Below are 20,444 nucleotides of genomic sequence, written 5' to 3' on the forward strand. Positions count from 1 at the left end.
CCCGCTCCGAGGGAGACCCCGTCAATGTTCCTGCGCTCGCTGCTTGTTGCTGCCGCCGCCCTGATGCTCTCCGGCTGCACCGGCTGGTGGTCGGAGACGCGGCTGATCCCTGTCTCCGCGCGCGATCAGGCCGGGCTTGCGGGCACCTATGTCAACGACGGGGAACGCGTCACTTTCGCACCGGCCGCGCAGGGCCTCGTTCGTGCCACCGATCCGGCTGGCGAGCAGTCGCCGAGCGAGATTGCGTTCGCGCTGCTGCGTGACGAGCCGCTCGCACCCTCGGACTTCGAGGAAGCCACGCCGGAGATGGGCGATGGGGAAGCGGACACACCGACGCCCGTCCCCCTCCCCGACCGCGGCTATCTCATGGAGATCCCCTTCACGGGAGAGGAAGGCAAGACCGCCTACACCTATGCGATAGCCCGGATCGGCTTTGCCGGCGACGGATCGGCTGACCGGATCGAGGTTTTCAGCGTGCTGTGCTCAAAGGCCTCGCAAGCCTTCGCGGCACGCAAGAAGCAGAAAGCATGCATCTTCGACGACTACGACCGCCTGCGCGCTGCCGCGCTCGATGCGCTGGCGTGGCAGGACGATGCGCGCATGCCTATCGATTCGACCGTGTGGCAGTCCGAAAGCCTCGCCGAGGCTGACCCCACGGCTCCTGCCGGACCCTGACCCGCGCCCCCGCAACTCGCCGCAAAAATCCCCGGCATTCGTCGCCACCCTCTTGTCAACCAAATCACTTGAGTTATCTCTGCCAGAGTCGGACCATACCAATGGACGGTCATCCACCCGCTTCGAGGAGCGCCGAAATGACCAATACCCAGACCCATACTCTCGAACTCGGCAGCGAGGCGCTGGCCGATGATCCGCTGATCCTTATCGTCCCCGGCCTCGGCAACAGCGGCCCTGACCACTGGCAGACCCGCTGGGAGCAGGCGCTTCCCGATTGCGAGCGGGTCGACCTCGGCATGTGGGACGATCCGCACCGCAACACCTGGGTGAACAAGATCAACCTCGCGGTGCACCGCGCAGGGAGGCCGGTGATCCTTGTCGCCCATTCGCTCGGCTGCCATGCGGTCGCATGGTGGGCGGAATACGAGCAGCCTGCCTATGGTAACCCCGTGGTCGGCGCGCTGCTGGTCGCGCCGCCCGATGCCGACCGCGCGGGCGTGGACGAGCGGATCGCCCGTTTCGCCCCTACCCCGCGCCGCGCGCTGCCGTTCCCCGCCTTCCTCGCCGCGAGCGAGAACGACCACTATTGCTCGCTCCGGACCGCGCGCGGGCTGGCGAGCGACTGGGGCGCGACTTTCGCCTATGCGGGATCGATCGGGCACATCAACGCCGACAGCGGGATCGACGACTGGGCTTTCGGGCAGCTGCTCCTCGCCCAGCTCCTGCGCGAGCATCGCACGCGGCAGGGGATCGGCCGTGCGGACGAGACCGCCACCCGCCGCCGGGTCGCGGCGCGCTATACCCGCCTGCCGTGGGTCCAAAGCGCCGGAAGCGGACGGCAGGCCAGCGAGTGGTAATCGCTCAGGCGGGCCGCAGGGGAGCCTGATCCCCCTGCGGCGCCGCTGCGGGCGGCGGGGCTGGCGGTTCGTCGGGCACCTTCCAGTGGATGCGCGATTCCCATCGCCCTTCGACCGGCCTGCCCCGCTTGTCCTTTGCCGGCGTGAAGCGCGCGCGGCGGGTCAGCATCGCGCAGGTGTTTTCGTCGATCCGGACATTCCCGCTGCTCTCGATGATCTCGCACGCCTTCACCCGTCCCTGGGGCGTGACGGTGAGGGCGAGGCGCACAGTTCCGCCACCATCGCAGGCATGCCAGTCGCAGACCCAGCCGCTATCCTTGAGCCACGCCTCGGGCGCCAGCGGCTCGGGCGCGGTCTGCGCCAGCGCTGCGGCGGGGGTGACAAGGGCAAGGAGGGCGAGGGCAGAGCGGACCACGAGGGCCATCCTACGCCGGAAGCAGGCAACAAAAAAGGCGGCGCGATCCCCTGCGCCGCCTCTCTTTGTTCCCGTCCAAGGGTCTCTTGCCGAGTGTCCTACACCATCAATCGGTGGGGCGCACGGTCTTTTCGTCATCGCGGATGGTAATGCGCACAGTCTCGCCCGAATTGCCGGGGAAGTCGGTGAACAGCGCATCCACCAGATTGGGCACGAGGCGCGGCAGGCGGTTCGAACGCGAGACCGCTTCGGCCTTGCCTTCGAACAGGCGCTGGCCATCGGCGCGGCGATCGATCTTCACGTCCACGCCGCTGGTGTAGACGGTGTAACTGCGCACGTCGGGGCCGCCGAAGAACGGGTCATTGAAGCCGAGGCCCCAGGCGCCATAGCGACCGCCCCAGCCACCCCAACGGCCCCACGGACCGAAGGCCCCCGCGCCGTTGAAATCGGTGCGCACCTTCTCGCGGCCGCCATCGACGCGGTAATCGAAGCGCACCAGCATGTCGGCGTTTTCGGGCGAGGCGGCGCGGGCATAGCCGAGCTGCGTCAGTTCGGCCGCTACCGCATTGGCATAGGTCGCAAATTCAAGCCCGCCGGCGAGCTTGGGGTCTTCCGCCACGACCGCGAAAGTCTGGCCCGCCGGAGCCGGCAGCGGCACGGCAAAGCGCGACACGTCGGCCTTGAAGGGGGTGGTGGTGCAGGCCGACAGGCCGATGGCGAGGGCCACAGGCAGTGCGGCGCGGGTGAAGGTCTTGAGCGAAGGCATCGAAGGCAACATGGCACAACCTCTGTTTGGAGGCCATTGCAATGACAGCAACGGCCCTGACGCGCGATACCATATTACACGCCAATGAACGGTAATTGAATATCGCCCCGCGCGCGCAGCGTTTCGTCGCAGCGATGCGCGTGTCAGTGCCGCACCAGCCCCAGCGCCTTGTAGGCGGCGTCCAGCGTCGGCGTGCCGCGTTCGCGCGCCTTGGCCGCCCCGCGCGCGAGAATCGCGTCGAGCGCCTCGCGGTCGTCCTTCAGCGCCACGAATCGGTCGCGGATCGGGCCGAGGCTCGCCACCAAGAGATCGGCGAGCGCGGGCTTGAACGCGCCGAAGCCCTGCCCGCCATACTGCGACAGCACCGCCGCCACCGGCTCACCGGCGAGCGCGGCGTAGATCCCGACGAGGTTCTTCGCCTCGGGGCGATCGGCGAGGCCGGCCTCTTCCGAGGGCAGCGGCTCGGGATCGGTCTTCGCCTTCCTGATCTTCTGCGCCATCGTGTCGGCATCATCGACGAGGTTGATGCGGCTCATGTCGGACGGGTCCGACTTCGACATCTTGGCGTTGCCGTCCCGCAGCGACATGATCCGCGCGGCCTCGGCCGGGATGATCGGCTCGGGCAGGGTGAAGACGGGGGCGTCTTCGCTGGCAAAGTCGTTGTTGAACTTCTGCGCGATGTCGCGGGCGAGCTCGAGATGCTGCTTCTGGTCCTCGCCCACCGGCACGTGGGTCGCTTGGTAGAGCAGCACGTCGGCGGCCTGAAGCACAGGGTAGGTGAAGAGGGCGACCGACTGCCCCTCGCGGTTCTTGCCGGCCTTGTCCTTCCACTGGGTCATGCGATTGAGCCAGCCCATGCGGGCCGTGCCGTTGAGCAGCCATTGCAGCTCTGCGTGCTGGGGCACCTGCGCCTGATTGAACAGCACCGAGCGGTCGGGATCGATCCCGCAGGCAACCAGCGCCGCGACCATCTCGAGCGTCCCCTGATGCAGCGTTGCCGGATCATGCGGCTGCGAGAGCGCGTGCAGATCGGCGAGGAAGAACAGCGCCTCGGAACCGGGCTCCAGCGAATCCTGCATCGCCGCCCAGTTGCGGATCGCACCGAGGTAATTGCCCAGATGCAGATTGCCCGTCGGCTGGATGCCGGAAACCACGCGCATGCTATTCAACCTCCAGAATCTCGTCATCGGCCTTGTCGCGGGCCGGTCGCCGCCGCCGTAGCTGCGCTAGCAGGCTCTTGTCGAGCGCGCCGACGGCAAAGGCCATGCCGAAGAACACGATCCCGCCGCCCGCGACCAGCGCGCCGAGCGACCACAGCTTCTCGATCAGGTTGCCGCCGTAGCGGTCCTGCATCAGCGGCATCAGATACCACAGCACCGCCGTCATCGCGCCCGTCGCGACCAGCTGGCGCGCCACGCGGCCCATCAGCTTCGGTGTGAAGTGGAACCACCCGCGCTTGTGCAGGATGGCGTAGAGCAGCAGGCAATTGAGGCTCGCCGAGGCCGCGGTCGCGCCCGCAAGACCGACGATCCCGAACCGCTCGACCACATAGAGGTTGAGCCCGACGTTGAAGATCAGCGAGGCGAGCGCGGTCCACACCGGCGTGCGGGTGTCCTCGCGCGCGAAGAAGCCGGGGTTCAGCACCTTGACGATCACGTAGGCGGGCAGCCCCGCCACCAGCGCGACAACGATGTTCGCCATGATCGCGCCGTCGGCCGCGGTGAACTTGCCGCCCACGAAGAACGCCGTGCAGAAAGCGGGCGCGCACACCGCGAGCGCGGCGGCGGCGGGCAGGGTGAGCAGGGTTGCGATCTCGAAGGCATTGGCCTGAAGGCGCTGCGCCTCGGCATTGTCGCCGGTGTGGATGTGGCGGCTCAGCATCGGCAGGATCGCGGTGCCCAGCGCAATCCCGACGATCCCCAGCGGCATCTGGTTCAGCCGGTCGGCGAGCTTCAGCAGCGTCAGCGAGCCCTGCGGCAGCGAGGTGGCGAAGAAGGTGTCGACCAGCTGGCTGACCTGATAGATCCCCGCGCCGAAGGTGGCCGGCAGGATCAGCATGCCCAGCCGCTTCACCTCGGGCGTGAATTTCGGCAGCGTCACCTTCAGTCGCACACCTGCACGCCGCGTCGCCCAGGCGAGATAGCCCAGCTGCGCCACGCCCGAGAGCGAGACCGCGCTCGCCAGCGCATAGACCACCAGCACATCGTTGCCCGATCCCGCGCGCCACCAGTCGCCGATGATGATGCCCGAGATCAGGCAGATGTTGAGCAGGATCGGCGCCGCCGCGCCCGGGCCAAAGCGCGAGCGGGCGTTGAGCAGGCCGGACAGCATCGCCACCAGGCTGACCAGCCCGAGATAGGGGAAGGTCACGCGGCTGAGGAACACCGACAGCTCGAACTTGCCGGGCACGGTGGCGTATTCGCGGGCGAGCATCCACACGATCCCCGGCATCGCGATCATGCACAGGCCGGTAAAGGCGAGCAGCACCCAGACGAACACGCTGAGCACGTCATTCGCGAAGGCGGTCGCCGCTTCCTCGCTCCCCGGCTCGCCGTCACGCCCGTGGAGCGCGCGGCTGTAAAGCGGGACGAAGGCGACGCTGAAGGCACCCTCCGCGAACAGGCGCCGGAAGGTGTTGGGGAGGGTAAAGGCGAGCTGGAACGCGTCGGCCGCCAGCCCCGCGCCCAGCGCGCGGGCCAGCAGGATGTCGCGGGCAAAGCCGAACACCCGGCTGACCGCGGTCAGCCCGCCGATGGTGCCGACGTTCCTGAGTAGGCTCATGCCTGCCCCCGCCCCCGGGTGCACAAGATCAGGCGTTCCCGGTGACCGGCTTGATCGGCTCGCCCCCGGCGGCTTCCTCGGCCCGGCGCGCGGCGAGCTGCTGCGCGTAGAGACCGTTGAAATCGACCGGATCGACCATCAGCGGCGGGAAACCGGCATCGCGCACGGCATCGGCAACGACGCGGCGGGCGAAGGGGAACAGCAGGCGCGGCGCTTCGGCGTAGAGGAAGGCGTGGGCCTGATCCTCGGGCACGTTGCGCATGCCGACAAGGCCGCAATAGGCCAGATCGACGATATACATCGTCCCGCGCTGCGAAGAGGCGGTGAGCGTCAGCTTCAGCGTCACTTCGTGGACGCCTTCGCCCACCGGATCGGCGCCGATGTTGAACTGCACGTCGATCTGCGGCGGCTCGGGCCACTGGTAGACATCGGGCGCGGCCGGGTTCTCGACCGAAAGGTCCTTCACGTATTGCGTGATGATCCCCACCGCCGGGCTGGTGTCGACCCCGTTGGGCTGCGGCCCTTCGCCGGCAGCGGTGTCGAGGTTGGTGAGGACGCCTTCTTCTTCGGCCATGTGTCGCCAGTCTTTCCAAGTATGCCGTGATGGCAAAGAGTGTAACAGGTGATGCGCCCGGCGCACCCGAAGGGCGCAGGCTGCTCGTCGGCGCGCCTAGCAGGGGCGAGAGAACGCCGCAACCGCGCCGCGCTTTCGGACGTATCTCCTGCGCCATGCAACCCGCACAGCAACCTATCGGGCGTTGGCGAATTGTAATGAGACCCTATTTAAGGCAGGGTAATGTTCTCTTGGGCGGTGCGGCGTTCCCCCGCGTGCGCGCCAGATGCGACGATCGGATTGGTATAGTGCTCGAAATCGTTCTCCTCGCCATGGTGGCCGCGTTCCTCGGCCTGCGCCTCTATTCGGTGCTCGGACGCCGTGCGGAGCAGGAGGAAGAGCCTGTGCCGCAGCGCTTCGAATCGGACGATGTCCCCGCGATCCGCCCCGCCGCCATGCCCGCACCCGTCGCCCAGCCGCGCCCGGCCGAGCTCGAAGGTGTGATGCCCGCGGTCGAGCGTGCGCTGCGCGAGATCGCCGCGGCCGACAGCAAGTTCAACCTCGTGCAGTTCCTCGACGGGGCCAAGGGCGCCTATCGCATGATCCTCGAAGCCTTCTGGAAGGGCGACCGCGAGACCCTGCGCGAGCTGTGCGACGATGATGTCTATGCCGGCTTCACCGCCGCGCTCGACGCGCGCGAGGCGGCGGGCGAGACGCTCGAGAACACGCTGATCCGGATCGAGGAAGTGCGCATCCATTCGGCAGTGCTCGATGGCCGCATCGCGCGCATCGCACTGCTGTTCGTGGCCGATATCGCCGCGGTCACCCGCGACAAGGACGGCACCGTCATCGCCGGATCGCTCGACGACGCGATCGAGAGCCGCGACGTGTGGACCTTCTCGCGCAATGTTGGCGCGCGCGATCCCAACTGGCTGCTCGACGAGACTGACGAAGGTTGATCTCGGGGGGCGCTGCCCCTCCGCCGATAAGGAGCTGACCCATGCGCGCGCTGCTTGCTCTGGCGATGCTGCTGGCGCTGGCGGCCTGTGGCCGCGTGATCCCGCCGCCTGCCGTGACCACGCCGGTCGCGCCGGTTGCTGCCAATGCCGCGATGGCGGGCGTGGCGCTCGGCCCGGCGCTGGCAGGGCTGGGCCTCGCCGATCCGGACGCACGCGGCGCGCTGGCGAGTTTCATCGAATCCTGCCCCAAACTCCTCGCCCGCGACGATGCCAGCGGGCTGACGCGGCGCGAGGACTGGCAACCCGCCTGCACCGCCGCGCGCGGCTGGGACGCCGGGCGGGCGCGCGCCTTCTTCGCCGAGCACTTCACCCCCGTGCAGGTGGGTGACGGCAAGGCCTTCGCGACCGGCTATTTCGAGCCCGAGATCGCCGGCAGCCGCACGCGCCGTCCGGGATACGAGGTGCCGGTCTATGGCATGCCTACCGACCTCGTGCGCGGCTGGCCGGACGATGTCGCCGCCTCGGAGCGCACCGGTCGCCCGCCGCTCGGGCGCTATGACGAGAGCGGCAAGTTCGTGCTCTACCACGACCGCGCGGCGATCGAGGACGGGGCGCTCGCGGGCAAGGCGCCGGTGATCGCTTACGCCGCCGATCCGGTCGAATTCTTCTTCCTCCAGATCCAGGGCTCCGGCCGCTTGCGCACGCCCGAGGGCGAGGTGATCCGCATCGGTTATGCCGGGCAGAACGGGCGCGAATATACCGGGATCGGCGGCCTGATGCGCGAGCGCGGGCTTCTGGGGAGCGGGCCGGGGCAATATCCGGGCTCGATGCAGGGCATCATGGCCTATATCCGCGAGAACCCGGCGGAAGGCCGCGCGCTGATGCGCGAGAACAAGAGCTGGGTGTTCTTCGCCGAGCTGAAGGGTGACGGGCCGCTGGGCGCGCTGGGCGTGCCGGTGCGGCGCGAAGCCTCCGTCGCCGCCGACCCCGCCTTCGTGCCGCTCGGCGCGCCGGTGTTCCTCGACCTCGACCGCACGGAAGCTACGGGCTTGTGGATCGCGCAGGACACCGGCGGGGCGATCAAGGGCGCGAACCGCTTCGACACCTTCTGGGGCGCGGGCGAAGACGCGCGCCGCATCGCGGGCGGGATGAGCGGGCGCGGGCGCGCCTTCATTCTGCTGCCCAAGGACGCGGCCGCGCGGCTGACCCGCAGATGAGAACGCCGCGGGGGCTATCGGTGGGTGAACAGGCGGCCTGGGCGCACCTTGCCTCGAGCGTGAAGCCGCTGCCGGGGAAGCGCCGTCCCGATCCTCCCGCTGTCGCCAAGCCTGCGCCGGTCGAGACGGCCAAGCCCGCTCCGCCGAGCAAGTTCGTCAAGCCGGTGAAGACTGCCACCAAACCCTCCACCCCCTTAAGAGAGGGGCAGGGGGTGGGGGCCCGGCGCCCGAAGACCGCACCTGCTCCGCCTCCCGCTCCCGCCCCTCCGGGCCTCGATTCCCACTGGGACCGCCGCGTGAAGGCGGGGCGGCTCGAGCCCGATCTGACGCTCGATCTCCACGGCCACACGCTCGACACCGCCTATGACCGGATCATGGCGGGGATCGATCAGGCCCGGGCGATGAACGCGCGGGTGGTGCTGGTGGTGGCGGGGCGCGAGCGGCCGGTCGATCCCGCCGACCGCATGGCCAAGCGCGGGGCGATCCGCGCCAAGCTGCTCGACTGGCTCGCCGCGAGCCGCCATGCCGATGCCATCACCGCCGTGCGCCGCGCCCATATCCGTCACGGGGGCGAGGGCGCGCTCTACCTGATCCTCAGGCGCCGCTGAGCGCCGCGCGCCATGCCCGGTCGAGCTCGGCGGGGGTGCCGGTGCCGAAGACATGGCGGTCGGGCCGCACCAGCACCGCCTCGACCCCGTGCGCATCGAGCCACCGGGCGATCTGCGCGCCGAAGGGGCCGAGCCGCGCGGTGGAGGTGTCGCGCCGGTCGATCAGCCACACGCCGTCGCCCAGCACATCGTCGAGCCGCGCGCCATCGGCGGCGATGAACTGCGGGAAATAGCTGCCCGCCCCCGGTGCGCCCCTCAGGATCACCCCGCCACCCAGCGGCGGATAGGCGGGCGGGCCGGAAGGCAGCTTGCCGAGCGCCTTCGCCAGACCGAGCTTCGCATCGCGCATCCACGCCCCAATCCGGCTGGTGGTGCACACCATCCGCCCCATCAGACACGCCATGTCGATCGTCGCCCTGAGGTGCGGCGCGCGTTCGGGCTGGTAGCTGTCGAGCAGCGCCTCCCCCGCCTCGCCCCGGCACACCGCCGCGAGCTTCCACGCGAGGTTCGCCGCATCCCTCAGCCCCGAGCACATCCCTTGTCCTGCAAAGGGCGGGGTCTGGTGTGCGGCGTCTCCGGCGAGCAGCACGCGGCCCTTGCGCCATTCCTCGGCAATGCGCGCACGGAAAGTGTAGACGGCGGTGCGCTCGATCCTGACCGCGCCTTCCACACCCCACGGCGCGAGCAGGCGTTCGACATTGGCGGGCGCGCTGACCGCCTCGGGAGTCTCGCCGGGCAGGATCATGAACTCCCAGCGGTGGCGGCCTTCGCCCATCAGCACGCAGGTGGTGGGCCGCGCGGGGTCGCAGATCTGCAAATTGGCGGTGGGGAGCTTCGACGGATCATCCACCAGCACGTCGACCACCAGCCACGGCTCCTCGAAGCCCAGATCCTCGAAGGTGATGCCGCAAGCCTTCCGCACCGGACTGCGCGCCCCGTCCGCGCCGACGAGCCAGCGGGCGCGCAGCGAGCGCTCGCCTTCGGGCGTGGCGAAGGTGGCGGTGACCCCGTCGGGCTCCGCGAAGAAGCCCTGCATGTGCCACCCGCTGCGCAAGGCATCCGGTGCGCGCGCGGCCATTGCCTGCCGCAGCGCCGCCTCGACCGAGGGCTGGTGGATCATGTTGGCGACCGGCCAGCCGCCCGGCCCGATCCCGCTCGCGCCGGTGAAGGCCATCAGCACCTTGCCGCGCGCGTTGCGGAACTCGTAGGCATCGGCGCGGCGGCTGGTCGCCATCACCGCTTCGGCCGCGCCGGCCTCTTGCAGGATGCGCATCCCCTCGTGATCGATATGCGCCGCGCGGGGGAGGGGGAAGATCGCCGCTTCCTTCTCGGCGACGATCACGCTGACTCCGCGCCGCGCGAGCAGCCCCGCGAGCGTCACCCCCGTCGGCCCGCCGCCGACGATCAGGACGTCGCACTCATTTGGGCAGTCGAACTCGCCCCCCGCGCCCACAGGATCAGCCCTCGGCGACCATCGTGCCCTCGATATGGCCGATGCGATCAATCTCGGTCCGCACCACATCGCCCGCTTTCAGGAACCGCTTCGGCTCCATCGCCGCCCCGATCCCGCCCGGGGTGCCGGTGAACAGGCAGTCGCCCGGCTCCAGCGTCATGCCGACCGAGAGGTGCTCGACCTGCTGCCACACATCGTAGACGAGGTGCTGCGTGTTCGAGTTCTGCCGCTCCTCGCCATTCACATAGCAGCGGATGCCCAGATCATGCGGATCGCCGATCTCGTCGGCGGTGACGATCCACGGCCCCATCGGCGCGTGGGTGTCGAAGCTCTTGCCGAGCGCCCATTGCGGCACGGCGTGCTGCCACATCCGCTCGGTCACGTCATTGCCGACGGTATAGCCGAAGATCGCGGCGGGCGCGTCGGCGGCGGCGATATGCTTGCCGCCCTTGCCGATCACGGCGACCAGCTCCGCCTCGTAATCGGGCGTCATGGTGCCGCGGGCGATCAGGATCGGATCATAGGGGCCGTTCACCGAGGTCTGCGCCTTGGTGAACCACACCTGCCGCTCGGGCGTGCCGAGGCCGCTTTCGGCGATGTGGTCGGCATAGTTGAGGCCGATGGCGAAGATCTTGCCCGGGCGCGGGACGGGGGCCTCCAGCTTGACCTCGGCAAGCGGGATGCCTGTGCCGGTGGCGGCCTTGGCTTCGAGGCCGGGCTTCAGCGCATCCCAGTCGCGGATCAGGTCGATCATCGTTCCGGCGACGCCGGTCTCGACGACGCTATCGCCGACAACGATCCCGGTGCGGGTCTTGCCGGCGTGGGTGAAGGTGCAGAGTTTCATCGGTCAGGCTTCCTTGGGGGTGCGGGAGAACAGGCGCTTCAAACGCAGCTGCATGGCGGTGACGAAGGCGACGAGGCCGGGGGGCGGGGCCATGCGCCCTGCAAACATCGGGTGCGGCGCCCCCCATTGCACGGCTAATAGCGCCTGCATGGTCTGCCTGGCGGGCGGATCGGCGGCGGTGAACAGGTCGCCGTCGGTCCAGTGCTCGAGCTCGTTGCCGAAGGGATCTTTCCAGTAGTCGAAAATCTGGCTGCCCATGATGTGACGGCCCACGCCCCATGCGGCCTCGCGTTCGCGCGATTTGAGCCATTCGTGCCCGCACATCAGGTCATCGAGGCTCTCGACCTCGAAGGCGGCGTGGAGCAGCCCGAGCGCGCCGGGAAGCTGGGCGAGGAAGATCGTGTGGTGATCGGAGGGCAGATCGCCCCGGTCGCAGCGCATGAAGGCGCCGAGCGGCACGTCCGGCGCGGCCTCGATCTCGTCGGAGGTGAGGAAGCCGAAGCGGTCCTTCCACCACGCCTCCGACCGGCGGAAATCGCTGACCTTGAGCACAGCGTGGCCGATGCGGCGGACGTGGGCGGGGGCGGGTTCGAGGCGGATCGTGGCGCGCTGGCGGGGCTTGTCGGCAGCCGAGTTGAAGCGGGGCGCGGTGCAGGGGGCGGGAGCCTCGCAGTGCTGGCCCGCGACGACCTCGACCGCGTAGCCGTCAGGATCGGTGAGTCGCACCACCATGCCGCCGCCCGGTTCGCCGAAGGGCTCGACCGGCAGGCCCTCGTGCGCGGCGAGGCGTTCGAGATCGGCGATGCTGCCCGCGCGCAGGCCCACGGCGAGGAACTTCGCCTCGCCCTTTTCGGTGACGTGGACGAAGGGCCGCCCGTCGCTGCCCTTGCCGTAGAGCCGGCCGGCGTCCTCGAAGCATGTGAGGCCGAAATCCTCGAGAAAGCCGCGCATCAGCGCGAGATCGGGCGCGGCGAAGCGGACATGGGCGATGTCCTCGACCCGGATGATGGCCATGATCCCCTCCCCTGCGCGGCGCCCGTGTTTTGCGCCGAATCAATTCTGACTATTTGGTCAATCTGCTTGAAACTGACCAATTGGTCAAGTATGCGTGAGGCATGGCCACTGCCGCTGTCCCTCCACCCAAGGCTTCGCGCCCGTCCCGCACCCGCGCCGCGCTGATCGAGGCCGGGCTCGACCTGCTGGTGGAGCGCCCGATCGATGCCATCGCGATCGACGAGCTGGTGGCGCGCGCAGGCGTCGCCAAGGGGAGCTTCTTCAACCACTTCGCCGACAAGCACGCCTTCGCCGAGGCGGTCGCGGGCGAGGTGCGCGCGGGGCTTGAGGAAGAGGTGACACGCGCCAATGCCGGGCTCGCCGATCCAGTCGCGCGGATCGCGGGGGGGATGGCGGTCGCGGCGGGCTTTGCGCTGAGGGAGCCGCGCCGGGCGGCGGTGCTGCTGCGCCACCAGAGCGTCGCCGCGCAGGCCGACAATCCGCTCAACCGGGGACTGCGTGCGGATCTCGAGGCGGCGATCGCGGCGGGGCTGCTGCGGCCCGAGGCGGCGGCGGCGGGGCTGCCCTACTGGCTCGGCCTGTGCCAGGTGATGATGGTGCTGATGCTCGAAGCGCGCGCGCCCCGCGATGAAGCGGCCGCCCGGCTCGCGGCGATGCTGGCGATGGGGCTGGCAGGGCTGGGGGTGGGCGATGAACACGCCCGCGCGGCGATCGCCGATGCGATGGCGCGGTTCGGGGGCGGTTGAGAGGGCACACGGGTGCAGGGTGGGTCCAGACCCCTGCCAGACCCCCTCCAGACCCCCGCCAGACCCTGCTCGCTCCGTTTCGGCGCGCGTCAGGTGCGCTCTAGCGGGGCGTTTCGGGCGATGTTTCACATGAAACACGCCGGTTCGGTTCATACCCCGCTTCCAGCTGCGATCAGCAACCGTCCGGCCGCATCGGGCGCCTCGCGGGACACCGCCAATGGCCCCGAGGTCTGCCCCGCGGCCTCGGCGCGGTAGGTGCCGAAGGCCAGCCCTTCGAACAGCACGAAGCCCTCGAAGTCCGTCACCGCCCGCGCCGCCTCGCGCCCCGCCGCATCGCGCAGGATCACCCGCACGCCCGAGCGCGGGGCGCGCTGGTCTCCGGCGACCAGGATGACCTGCATCTCGATACTGCCGGTGGGACGCAAGCCTATGGGAACATGGCGGATTTCCCCCGCGCGCAGAGTCACGCGGTCGCCGGCGCGGGGCGGGCGGAGGGTGAAGTCGGTGAGGCTCGACATCTGGGTTTCGATGTCGACCGAGGGCCCCGGCGCGATCCCCCCGATGAGGACCCGGCCCGCGCTGTCGGTCGCCTCGCGCCGCAGCGCCGCGCCGACGATGAAGCGCCCGCCCTCGACCGCCGCTTCGGTAGGATCGCGGGTGCCGTCGCCGTCGTCGTCGACGAACATCTCCATCAACACGGCGCCCGAGCGGGCGATCCCGGCGGGGGCGGTGCGCCAGCGGTCGGGGCCGCGGAACAGGCCGAGGGTGAGGCCGATCCCCGCCCGCCAGCCCCCCTCGCTCCGCCCCGCCGAAGCGCTGAGGCCGAGCGGGCCGAACTGGTGCGCGAAAGTTACGCCGCCGCCGAGCCGCCCGCCCTGCGCCTGCCAGTCGAGATCGAGCGCGACATTGCCGCCTTTGCCGAGCCGCCGCGCGGCGCTGATGGTGGCGCTGTCGATCGCCCATGAACCTGCGTTGTTAGAGGCACTTACGCCGCTCCTCAGGCGCCAGTCGCCGTGCCTTGCGGTGAGCCCGAACGCGGCGGTGCCGGTCCACCCGGTGCCCCCCTCGCGCACCGCGCCGAGCGCGAGGTTGGCCTGCCAGTCGGCCATCGGCAGCACCACCCGCGCCGCGGCGACCTCGCGGGTGCCGCCGCTGCGCCGCTCTCCGCTCTGGAAGCGCGCCTGCCAGGGGAGGCTCAGGCGCCCGAGGCCGATGCGGCCCTGTCCGGCGAGGCCAAGAACCTGTGCGAATTCGCGTACTTGCGGGGGAAGGCCGGGGGCATCGTCGCGGCCGTGGCGGGCAAGGTCGAAGGTCAGATCCTGCGCTCCGATCCGCCGTGCAAAGCGCACCGCGCCGCCCAGGCCGCCCTCGCGGTCGCGCGCGCCGGTGAGCGCCCACAGCCCGCCGCCGAGCGCCCCGTTGAAGCCGAGCGCGACAGCGGGCTGCCCCCGCATCCCCGCGCGGACATCGAGCCGCGCAGTGACGCTGCTCGCCACCCCCCAGTCGAGGCTGGCGAAAGCGGCGGGGCCGGCGGGCTCGCCCGCGAGCGTGGTGCCGATCAGCGGGCGCCCGCCCTCGACGATGCCGAAGCTGTAGCCGATCTCGTTCTCGGCGTTCATCTCGGTGCCCACTAGCCGCGTGAAGACCTGCTCGTCGCTCTCGCCATTGGGGCCGTAGAGGCGCACGGTCCAGCGGTTTTCCCCAATGCGCACAGGGACTTCGCCGAAGCGCCACTGGCCTGCGGCATCGGCCTCGCGGGTGACGGCGACGAGGCGTTCCTCGTGCCACAGCTCGGCCTCCCAGCCCTGCGGGAGCGGGCCGGAGAGGGTAAGGGTGTCGACCAGATCGGCCCGCCACGGCGCGCGGCTGGAGACCACCAGCCCGCGGCCCGAGAGGCTGTCGGCGATCAGCGGCTGCGCGGGCGCGCCGATGTCGCCGAGGGCAAGGCTGCGGGCGGCGAGCGGCCCGAGGAGATCAGGGGTATCGCGCGCCTCGGAGAGGGTGACGCCCGCGGTCATCCGGCCCTCGCTCGAGAAAGCCGCACCGACCCGCCCGGCCAGACCGAACACCCCGCCACTCGTGAGGAGGCTCGCTGAAAGCTGGCGGCCCTGGGGGGCGATGTTTGCCCCCGCGGAAAGGTCGGCGCTCCACAATTCCACCGCGCGTTCGGGGCGGGCGAGGAGGGGGTAGGCCGGGCGCACCGTCTCGGGCCGCAGCTGCGCCTGCCGCTCCTCGCGCGCAAGGCGCATCAGCACCGGCAGCGCGGCGGTGGCAGAAAGAACAAGGCGCTGGCCGGCCTTGTCGTGGGTGAGGGTGAGGGGGAGGAAATCCGGCACATCGCCAAGCGGCAGGCACTCGCCCGAGGGGCTCGGCAGCAGGGCTGCGGCGGGGATCGTCACCGTGCGGCGCGGCTCGGGCAGGGTGAGGGCGATGCCGTCCGCCCCCTCGTCATGCGCCAGCTCCAGCGCATCGAGCAGCGGAAGGATCGCGACGCAGGCCCCGCCGCCCGCGCCCAGATCGTGCAGCGGCAAGGCGTCGACGATCAGCTTGCGCTGGGCAAACAGGGCCGGAAGGGCGAGCCCGTCAGCGGCCTGACCGGCGCGCTCGGCGGCGGGGTCGCTGCCGAACAGCCGGTTGAATACCCCGCCGTCGGCGTCGCCATCCTGCGCCCGAACTGGGGCAGCGACGGCTCCCACCAGACCGGCTGCGCACAGCAGTGCGGCCAGCCAGCGCAGGGGCCTGATCGGTCGGCGGGACATGAGCGATTGCCGGGGCGGGTCATGCGATCAAAGCGCTGCGGTCAGGCTGGCGAGCAGCTTGCCCGCGTTCGCCGGATCGGCCGCATCGGTCGAGGTGTAGTCGATCCGCACCCGCCTGCCGACGAGCTTCGCGCGCACTTCGGCGGGCAGCGGCACGATCACGTCGCGCGCGGTGTTGGGGGTGTAGATCGCGACCCCGCGCACCACCCAGGCGGGCTCCTTCGCGCCTTCCGGGGTGAGACTGACATCGCCATAGACCGAGCGCGTGCCCGCGCGGGTGAGGCGCAGCACCAGCTGGTCAGGCGCATCGCTCGCCATCGCGGCGGCGTCCATCGTGACGCTCGCATCGAGCTTGCCGACGCGCAGGATCACCGGGATGGTGAGCGAACGGATCGCGACGAGTTCGATCGAGAGGCTGTTGTCGGCGGGCTGCTGGCCGGCGACAGTCGCGGCGCCGGCGCTGACGGGCGCCGACATCAGGCGCAGGTGCGAACGGTATTCGCCCGGAGCCAGATCGGCAGGCGCGCTCGCCATGATGCGCACGACCTGGCGCGCGCCGGGCTCGAGCACCAGCTGGCGCGGGGAATAGCGCAGCTTGTCGTCGGCGAAGAGCTCGCCTTCCTGCGCGGTGGGGGCATCGGCGAGGCTGCCGTCCTCGTTCATCCGGCGGTTCTCGATGCTGATGCGGAAGGCGGCGGTTTCGGTGCCCTTGTTGACGAGCACCAGCTCGGAGGCGCGCGTCTCGGGAGTCAGCACGACGCGGGTGGGGGCGACCAGCAGTTCGGCGGCGGCAGGCACAGGGGCGGCAAGCGCCGCGACCAACGCGGCGGCGAGGGGAAAGCGGAGCATGGGAAAGACCTCACATTGGCAGGGAGGGGTCTCGATCGTGACGGGGTAAACGGGGCCGCGCGCCGGGGGAGTGCGCGGCCCCGTCCCCTGCCACGGAGGGCTTACTGGTATTCCACCGCGACGGTGAAGCTACCGGTGTACTTGCCGGCTTCCTGACGGACGCCGACGTCGAGCGTGCCGCCGACGGTGAAGCTGTCTTCACCCTTCAGGAGCTGGCCCTTGCTCTTCGAGCCGGTGAAGTCCGAGACCAGCATGGCGTTGCCGCGCTCGTTGACGATCTTGATCGCCTTGGGCAGCGACACGGTGTAGATCGCGTCCGCCTCGCCGGTCACCTTGAAGGCGGCGGCGGTGTGGTCGGCGGTGAGGCAGGTCAGCGCCGGGCCGCACTTGCGCTCGCCTTCGGCGGTAACGACGACCTTGTCGGCGACCGTGGTCGAGGGGGCGATCGTGCCGAAGTAGAGATCGGTCACGTTGCTGATTTCGAGCGGTGCGATGATCTTCGCGCCGGCGCCAGCGTCAGCCGACTGGGCCTGCGCCGAAGTGGCGGCCGCGAACGAAGCGAGCACGGTGGCGATAGCAAACATCTTGTTCATTTCATTGGTCCTTCTGGTCTCTTGTTCAGTCCAGCGGCAGTCGTGCCGTGGCTGAACCTCAGATGCCGGATCGCCCCGGACCTGTCCTGATCGCGCAAGGCTAATCGCGGGCGCGGAAGGGTTAAGACCGTTCTCCTGCGGGATAGGGTCATCGCCGGAGGGATGTGCTCACCTATACGAAAGGATAAGGTTTCCGCCGTATGGACGGATTGAGCGCACCACGCGCGCGCGTCACCCAGGGCTCCAGTTTGACACCCCATTCCGACCGGACTGCATACCGCCATGCTCGAGCCTGATTTCACCCTTCCGCCGATTCCCCATGACGAGCCCGAGCGGCTCGCCGCGCTGCACCGGCTCAACGTGCTCGACACGCCGCCCGAGGACGAACTCGACGTCATCACGCGGCTTGCGGCGGACCGCTTCGATACGGCGATCGCGCTCGTCAGCCTCGTCGATGCCGACCGGCAGTGGTTCAAGGCGCGCTACGGGCTGGCGGCGGACGAGACCTGCCGGCGGGACTCTTTCTGCGGGCACACGATCTGCGACGACGGGGTGATGGTGGTGACCGACGCCGCCGAAGATCCGCGCTTCGCCCGCAACCCGCTCGTCACCGGCGAGCCCAACATCCGTTTCTATGCGGGCGCGCCGCTGGTGCTGGCCGATGGCTACCGCGTCGGCACGCTGTGCGTCATCGACCCCGCCCCGCGCGAGAGCTTCTCCTCCCGCGAGGCCGAGGTGCTCCAGCTGATGGCGCGGCAGGTCGTCGCGCTGCTCGAGGGGCGGCAGGCGCGGCAGGAGCGGCGCATCGCCCAGCTGATCGCCGAGACCACCACCGATGCCTTCGTCTGCGCCGATGCGATGAGCCGCATCATCCTGTGGAACCGCGCCGCCGAGGCGATGTTCGGGTGGAGCGCCGCCGAGGCGCTCGGCCAGAGCCTCGATCTCATCATCCCCCATGTCCACCGCCAGGGGCACCATGCGGGCGTGGCGCGGCTGCGCGCGAAGGGGCCGGTCAAGCTGGTCGGCCGCACGGTCGAGGTGCCCGCGCTGTGCAAGGCGGGGCACGAGTTTCCGGTCGAACTCTCGCTCGCCATGTGGCCCGACGACACCGACGGCGAGGCCCCGGCGGGCTTTGCCGCGATCATCCGCGACATCTCCGCCCGCAAGCTCGCCGAGGCCGAGCGCGAGGCGACCGAGGCGCGGCTCGCGCGGCAGGTCGCCGCGATCGAGGCTTCGGACGACGGTATCGCGCTGACAGATCCGCAGGGCGTCTTCATCTTCATGAACCGCGCCCATGCCGCGATGTTCGGCTATCCCGATCCGTCGGCGCTGATCGGTCGGCCGTGGAGTGTGCTCTACGCGCCCGACGAGGCGCAGCGCATCAACGAGGAGGCGATGCCGGTTCTGTTCGAACAGGGCCAGTGGCGCGGCGAGACCCAGGGGCGCCGCGCCGAAGGGACGCCGATCGAACAGGAAATCGCGCTCTCGCTTGCGCCGCAGGGCGGGATCATGTGCATCACTCGTGACGTCAGCGACCGGCGGGCGATGGAACGCGAGAAAGGCCGGTTGCGCGAACAGCTGATGCTGGCTCAGCGGCAGGAGGTCGTCGGCCAGCTTGCGAGCGGGATCGCGCATGATTTCAACAATCTGATTGCCGCCATTTCCGGCACAGCCGAGCTGCTGCGGCATATCGAGGACAACCGCGTCCGCCACCATGCACTGCGCATCCAGTCGGCAGCAACCACGGCGGCGGGGCTGACCGAGAAGCTGCTGACGCTCGGCCGCCGTGTGCCGCATCCGCGCCTTGTCGACCTGCGCCGCACGATCTGGGACGTGCGCGATCTGGTTGCGCCGAGCCTCACCGATCCGCTCCACCGGATCGAGCTGGAGCTGCCGCCTGCACCGCTGATGGCGTTGACCGACGATACCGAACTCAACCAGGTGGTGCTCAACCTCGTGCTCAACGCCCGCGATGCGCTGCGCCCGGGCGGGACGGCGCGAATCAAGCTCGAGGTGCTCAAGGCGGACGGCTATCAGCCCACCGGCAAGCTGGTGCTTGGCACGCTGCCACAGGTGCCCGCCGCGCTGATCCGGGTGAGCGACACGGGCATCGGCATCCGTCCGGAAGAACTGGAGCAGGTGTTCGAGCCGTTCTTCACCCACAAGGGCGAGGCCGGGACGGGGCTGGGCCTCGCGGTCGTGGCCGGCATCATCGCCAGCAACAACGGGGCGCTGGCGATCCAGAGCTGGCCCGATTGCGGGACGGTGTTCGAAATCTGGTGGCCGCTCGAACCCGGCACGGCGCCCGATCCGGCCCATGATGGGGAGGCCATCGCACGACCCGGCCCCGGCCTACTCGGCAAGGCGATCCTCGTGATCGATGACAATCCGGCCGTGGTCGATACCGTCACCGCTATGCTCGAACAGGTCGGCGCCGAGGTCGGCCCCTGTCTCGATCCGGCCGACGCGATCGCGGTGCTGCGCGAGGATCCGGCGGCGTGGGATCTCGTCATCACCGATTACGATATGCCGCGCATGAACGGGGCCGGCCTTGCCAAGGCCTTGCGCAAGCTGCGCGCCGATCTGCCGATCCTGCTGCTGACCGCCCTGCCGCGGGTGCACCAGCTGCATCAGGGACCCGATGGCGTGTTCGACGGCGTGCTCGGCAAGCCCACCAGTGCCGCGCGGCTGGCCGGTGCTGCGGCCGCGGCCATCTCCGCCGCCAGACAGAGGAAAGCGTGATGCGTATCCTGATTGCCGACGATCACGAACTGCTGCGCGATGTGCTGCGCTCCTATCTCGAGGCTGAGGGCGGGTTCGCCGTCGATACGGTCGCCGATCTGCCGCAGGCGCTCGCCGCGATTGCCGAGGCCGCGCCGCCCTATGACCTCGTGGTGCTCGATTACGGGATGCCGGGGATGGACGGCTATGCCGGGCTCGACAAGGCGCTGGCGGCGAGCTTCGGGCGGCCGGTCGCGCTGATGAGCGGGCTCGCCCCGCCGGGCGTGACCGAGCGGGTGCTCGACAGCGGCGCGGCGGGCTATCTGCCCAAGACGCTCCCCGCGCGCTCGCTGGTCAACGCGATCCGCTTCATGGCGGCGGGCGAGACCTACATGCCTATCGACCTCCACCGCCCCGCGCAGGCAGCGCCCGCGGACTCCGGCGGGCTCTCCCCGCGCGAACGGCAGGTGCTGGCGGGGCTGTGCGCCGGGCAGGCGAACAAGGAGATCGCCCGCGACCTCGACCTGCGCGAGCCGACGATCAAGCTCCACGTGAAGCTCATCTGCCGCAAGCTCGGCGCCAAGAACCGCACCCACGCCGCGATGATCGCGCGCGAAAGGGCGCTGTGCTGAGA

At 69.9% G+C, this 20,444-nt stretch carries 19 protein-coding genes; 8 read left to right on the top strand and 11 right to left on the bottom strand.

Annotated features, from left to right (window positions below):
* The first annotated feature begins 24 nt into the window (after nt 1–24).
* Nucleotides 25–675, top strand: a complete 651-nt coding sequence (locus tag BZF57_RS14110) for a hypothetical protein (RefSeq protein ID WP_086739076.1) — start codon at nt 25–27, stop codon at nt 673–675.
* Nucleotides 676–812: 137 nt separating this feature from the next.
* Nucleotides 813–1,532, top strand: coding sequence for an RBBP9/YdeN family alpha/beta hydrolase (locus BZF57_RS14115; protein WP_086739078.1), 720 nt, complete (start codon nt 813–815; stop codon nt 1,530–1,532).
* Between the two features lie 4 nt (nt 1,533–1,536).
* Here the strand turns inward: BZF57_RS14115 and BZF57_RS14120 are convergent, their stop codons facing one another.
* From BZF57_RS14120 to secB, 5 genes are all read right to left on the bottom strand, one after another.
* Nucleotides 1,537–1,956: an energy transducer TonB gene (locus BZF57_RS14120; protein ID WP_162291016.1), complete on the bottom strand. Its 420-nt coding sequence runs from the start codon at nt 1,954–1,956 to the stop codon at nt 1,537–1,539.
* A gap of 97 nt (nt 1,957–2,053) precedes the next feature.
* Nucleotides 2,054–2,713 (bottom strand): DUF4136 domain-containing protein, encoded by a 660-nt coding sequence (locus BZF57_RS14125; protein WP_086739184.1) that lies wholly within the window; start codon nt 2,711–2,713, stop codon nt 2,054–2,056.
* A 143-nt stretch (nt 2,714–2,856) separates the two neighbouring features.
* Nucleotides 2,857–3,873, bottom strand: a complete 1,017-nt coding sequence (trpS, locus tag BZF57_RS14130; RefSeq protein WP_086739083.1) for a tryptophan--tRNA ligase — start codon at nt 3,871–3,873, stop codon at nt 2,857–2,859.
* A 1-nt stretch (nt 3,874) separates the two neighbouring features.
* Nucleotides 3,875–5,494, bottom strand: a complete 1,620-nt coding sequence (gene murJ, locus BZF57_RS14135; protein ID WP_086739085.1) for a murein biosynthesis integral membrane protein MurJ — start codon at nt 5,492–5,494, stop codon at nt 3,875–3,877.
* A gap of 28 nt (nt 5,495–5,522) precedes the next feature.
* Nucleotides 5,523–6,068, bottom strand: a complete 546-nt coding sequence (gene secB, locus BZF57_RS14140) for a protein-export chaperone SecB (protein ID WP_086739087.1) — start codon at nt 6,066–6,068, stop codon at nt 5,523–5,525.
* 284 nt (nt 6,069–6,352) lie between these two features.
* Here secB and BZF57_RS14145 point away from each other — a divergent pair, with 284 nt between their 5' ends.
* From BZF57_RS14145 to BZF57_RS14155, 3 genes are read left to right on the top strand one after another with little or no spacing between them, the layout of a single operon-like run.
* Nucleotides 6,353–7,006: a Tim44/TimA family putative adaptor protein gene (locus tag BZF57_RS14145; RefSeq protein WP_206073277.1), complete on the top strand. Its 654-nt coding sequence runs from the start codon at nt 6,353–6,355 to the stop codon at nt 7,004–7,006.
* Nucleotides 7,007–7,047: 41 nt separating this feature from the next.
* Nucleotides 7,048–8,223 carry a murein transglycosylase A gene (mltA, locus tag BZF57_RS14150; protein ID WP_086739089.1) on the top strand — a complete coding sequence of 392 codons (1,176 nt, stop codon included), beginning with the start codon at nt 7,048–7,050 and terminating at the stop codon, nt 8,221–8,223.
* Nucleotides 8,224–8,243: 20 nt separating this feature from the next.
* Nucleotides 8,244–8,831, top strand: coding sequence for a Smr/MutS family protein (locus BZF57_RS14155; protein ID WP_420810217.1), 588 nt, complete (start codon nt 8,244–8,246; stop codon nt 8,829–8,831).
* On the opposite strand, the gene mhpA is transcribed toward BZF57_RS14155, so the two are convergent.
* Genes mhpA through BZF57_RS14170 form a run of 3 tightly spaced genes read right to left on the bottom strand, consistent with a single transcriptional unit; the run spans nt 8,818 to nt 12,142 of the window.
* Nucleotides 8,818–10,284 carry a bifunctional 3-(3-hydroxy-phenyl)propionate/3-hydroxycinnamic acid hydroxylase MhpA gene (mhpA, locus tag BZF57_RS14160; RefSeq protein ID WP_162291017.1) on the bottom strand — a complete coding sequence of 489 codons (1,467 nt, stop codon included), beginning with the start codon at nt 10,282–10,284 and terminating at the stop codon, nt 8,818–8,820. The two genes, BZF57_RS14155 and mhpA, sit on opposite strands and share 14 nt — an antisense overlap.
* 4 nt (nt 10,285–10,288) lie before the next feature.
* A complete protein-coding gene (locus BZF57_RS14165) occupies nt 10,289–11,128 on the bottom strand; it encodes a fumarylacetoacetate hydrolase family protein (RefSeq protein WP_086739095.1) in 840 nt (279 codons plus the stop codon).
* Nucleotides 11,129–11,131: 3 nt separating this feature from the next.
* The gene (locus BZF57_RS14170) at nt 11,132–12,142 is read right to left on the bottom strand and encodes a VOC family protein (protein ID WP_086739097.1); all 1,011 of its coding nucleotides are present in this window, start codon (nt 12,140–12,142) and stop codon (nt 11,132–11,134) included.
* Between the two features lie 101 nt (nt 12,143–12,243).
* Between BZF57_RS14170 and BZF57_RS14175 the strand changes: the two genes are divergently transcribed.
* Nucleotides 12,244–12,888: a TetR/AcrR family transcriptional regulator gene (locus tag BZF57_RS14175; protein ID WP_086739100.1), complete on the top strand. Its 645-nt coding sequence runs from the start codon at nt 12,244–12,246 to the stop codon at nt 12,886–12,888.
* Between the two features lie 149 nt (nt 12,889–13,037).
* Here BZF57_RS14175 and BZF57_RS14180 read toward each other — a convergent pair whose 3' ends face one another.
* The 3 genes from BZF57_RS14180 to BZF57_RS14190 form a co-directional block, all read right to left on the bottom strand.
* A complete protein-coding gene (locus BZF57_RS14180; protein ID WP_086739103.1) occupies nt 13,038–15,647 on the bottom strand; it encodes a hypothetical protein in 2,610 nt (869 codons plus the stop codon).
* A gap of 27 nt (nt 15,648–15,674) precedes the next feature.
* Nucleotides 15,675–16,496 (bottom strand): fimbrial biogenesis chaperone, encoded by an 822-nt coding sequence (locus BZF57_RS14185; RefSeq protein ID WP_086739105.1) that lies wholly within the window; start codon nt 16,494–16,496, stop codon nt 15,675–15,677.
* 101 nt (nt 16,497–16,597) lie between these two features.
* Nucleotides 16,598–17,089, bottom strand: a complete 492-nt coding sequence (locus BZF57_RS14190; RefSeq protein WP_086739107.1) for a DUF4402 domain-containing protein — start codon at nt 17,087–17,089, stop codon at nt 16,598–16,600.
* A 282-nt stretch (nt 17,090–17,371) separates the two neighbouring features.
* On the opposite strand from BZF57_RS14190, the gene BZF57_RS14195 reads away from it, so the two are divergent.
* Nucleotides 17,372–19,831 carry a hybrid sensor histidine kinase/response regulator gene (locus tag BZF57_RS14195; RefSeq protein ID WP_086739109.1) on the top strand — a complete coding sequence of 820 codons (2,460 nt, stop codon included), beginning with the start codon at nt 17,372–17,374 and terminating at the stop codon, nt 19,829–19,831.
* Complete coding sequence (locus BZF57_RS14200; protein ID WP_086739111.1) at nt 19,831–20,442, top strand: response regulator; 612 nt, start codon at nt 19,831–19,833, stop codon at nt 20,440–20,442. Before BZF57_RS14195 ends, BZF57_RS14200 begins: the two co-directional genes overlap by 1 nt.
* Nucleotides 20,443–20,444 lie beyond the last annotated feature (2 nt).

It is taken from the genome of Erythrobacter colymbi, from assembly GCF_002155685.1.
Lineage (GTDB): Bacteria > Pseudomonadota > Alphaproteobacteria > Sphingomonadales > Sphingomonadaceae > Erythrobacter > Erythrobacter colymbi.

Coding starts and splice junctions, on each gene's coding strand:
- BZF57_RS14110 (WP_086739076.1), top strand. CDS start 25: ATGTTCCTGCGCTCGCTGCTTGTTGCTGCCGCCGCCCTGATGCTCTCC.
- BZF57_RS14115 (WP_086739078.1), top strand. CDS start 813: ATGACCAATACCCAGACCCATACTCTCGAACTCGGCAGCGAGGCGCTG.
- BZF57_RS14120 (WP_162291016.1), bottom strand. CDS start 1,956: ATGGCCCTCGTGGTCCGCTCTGCCCTCGCCCTCCTTGCCCTTGTCACC.
- BZF57_RS14125 (WP_086739184.1), bottom strand. CDS start 2,713: ATGCCTTCGCTCAAGACCTTCACCCGCGCCGCACTGCCTGTGGCCCTC.
- trpS (WP_086739083.1), bottom strand. CDS start 3,873: ATGCGCGTGGTTTCCGGCATCCAGCCGACGGGCAATCTGCATCTGGGC.
- murJ (WP_086739085.1), bottom strand. CDS start 5,494: ATGAGCCTACTCAGGAACGTCGGCACCATCGGCGGGCTGACCGCGGTC.
- secB (WP_086739087.1), bottom strand. CDS start 6,068: ATGGCCGAAGAAGAAGGCGTCCTCACCAACCTCGACACCGCTGCCGGC.
- mltA (WP_086739089.1), top strand. CDS start 7,048: ATGCGCGCGCTGCTTGCTCTGGCGATGCTGCTGGCGCTGGCGGCCTGT.
- BZF57_RS14165 (WP_086739095.1), bottom strand. CDS start 11,128: ATGAAACTCTGCACCTTCACCCACGCCGGCAAGACCCGCACCGGGATC.
- BZF57_RS14170 (WP_086739097.1), bottom strand. CDS start 12,142: ATGGCCATCATCCGGGTCGAGGACATCGCCCATGTCCGCTTCGCCGCG.
- BZF57_RS14175 (WP_086739100.1), top strand. CDS start 12,244: ATGGCCACTGCCGCTGTCCCTCCACCCAAGGCTTCGCGCCCGTCCCGC.
- BZF57_RS14180 (WP_086739103.1), bottom strand. CDS start 15,647: ATGTCCCGCCGACCGATCAGGCCCCTGCGCTGGCTGGCCGCACTGCTG.
- BZF57_RS14185 (WP_086739105.1), bottom strand. CDS start 16,496: ATGCTCCGCTTTCCCCTCGCCGCCGCGTTGGTCGCGGCGCTTGCCGCC.
- BZF57_RS14190 (WP_086739107.1), bottom strand. CDS start 17,089: ATGAACAAGATGTTTGCTATCGCCACCGTGCTCGCTTCGTTCGCGGCC.
- BZF57_RS14195 (WP_086739109.1), top strand. CDS start 17,372: ATGCTCGAGCCTGATTTCACCCTTCCGCCGATTCCCCATGACGAGCCC.
- BZF57_RS14200 (WP_086739111.1), top strand. CDS start 19,831: ATGCGTATCCTGATTGCCGACGATCACGAACTGCTGCGCGATGTGCTG.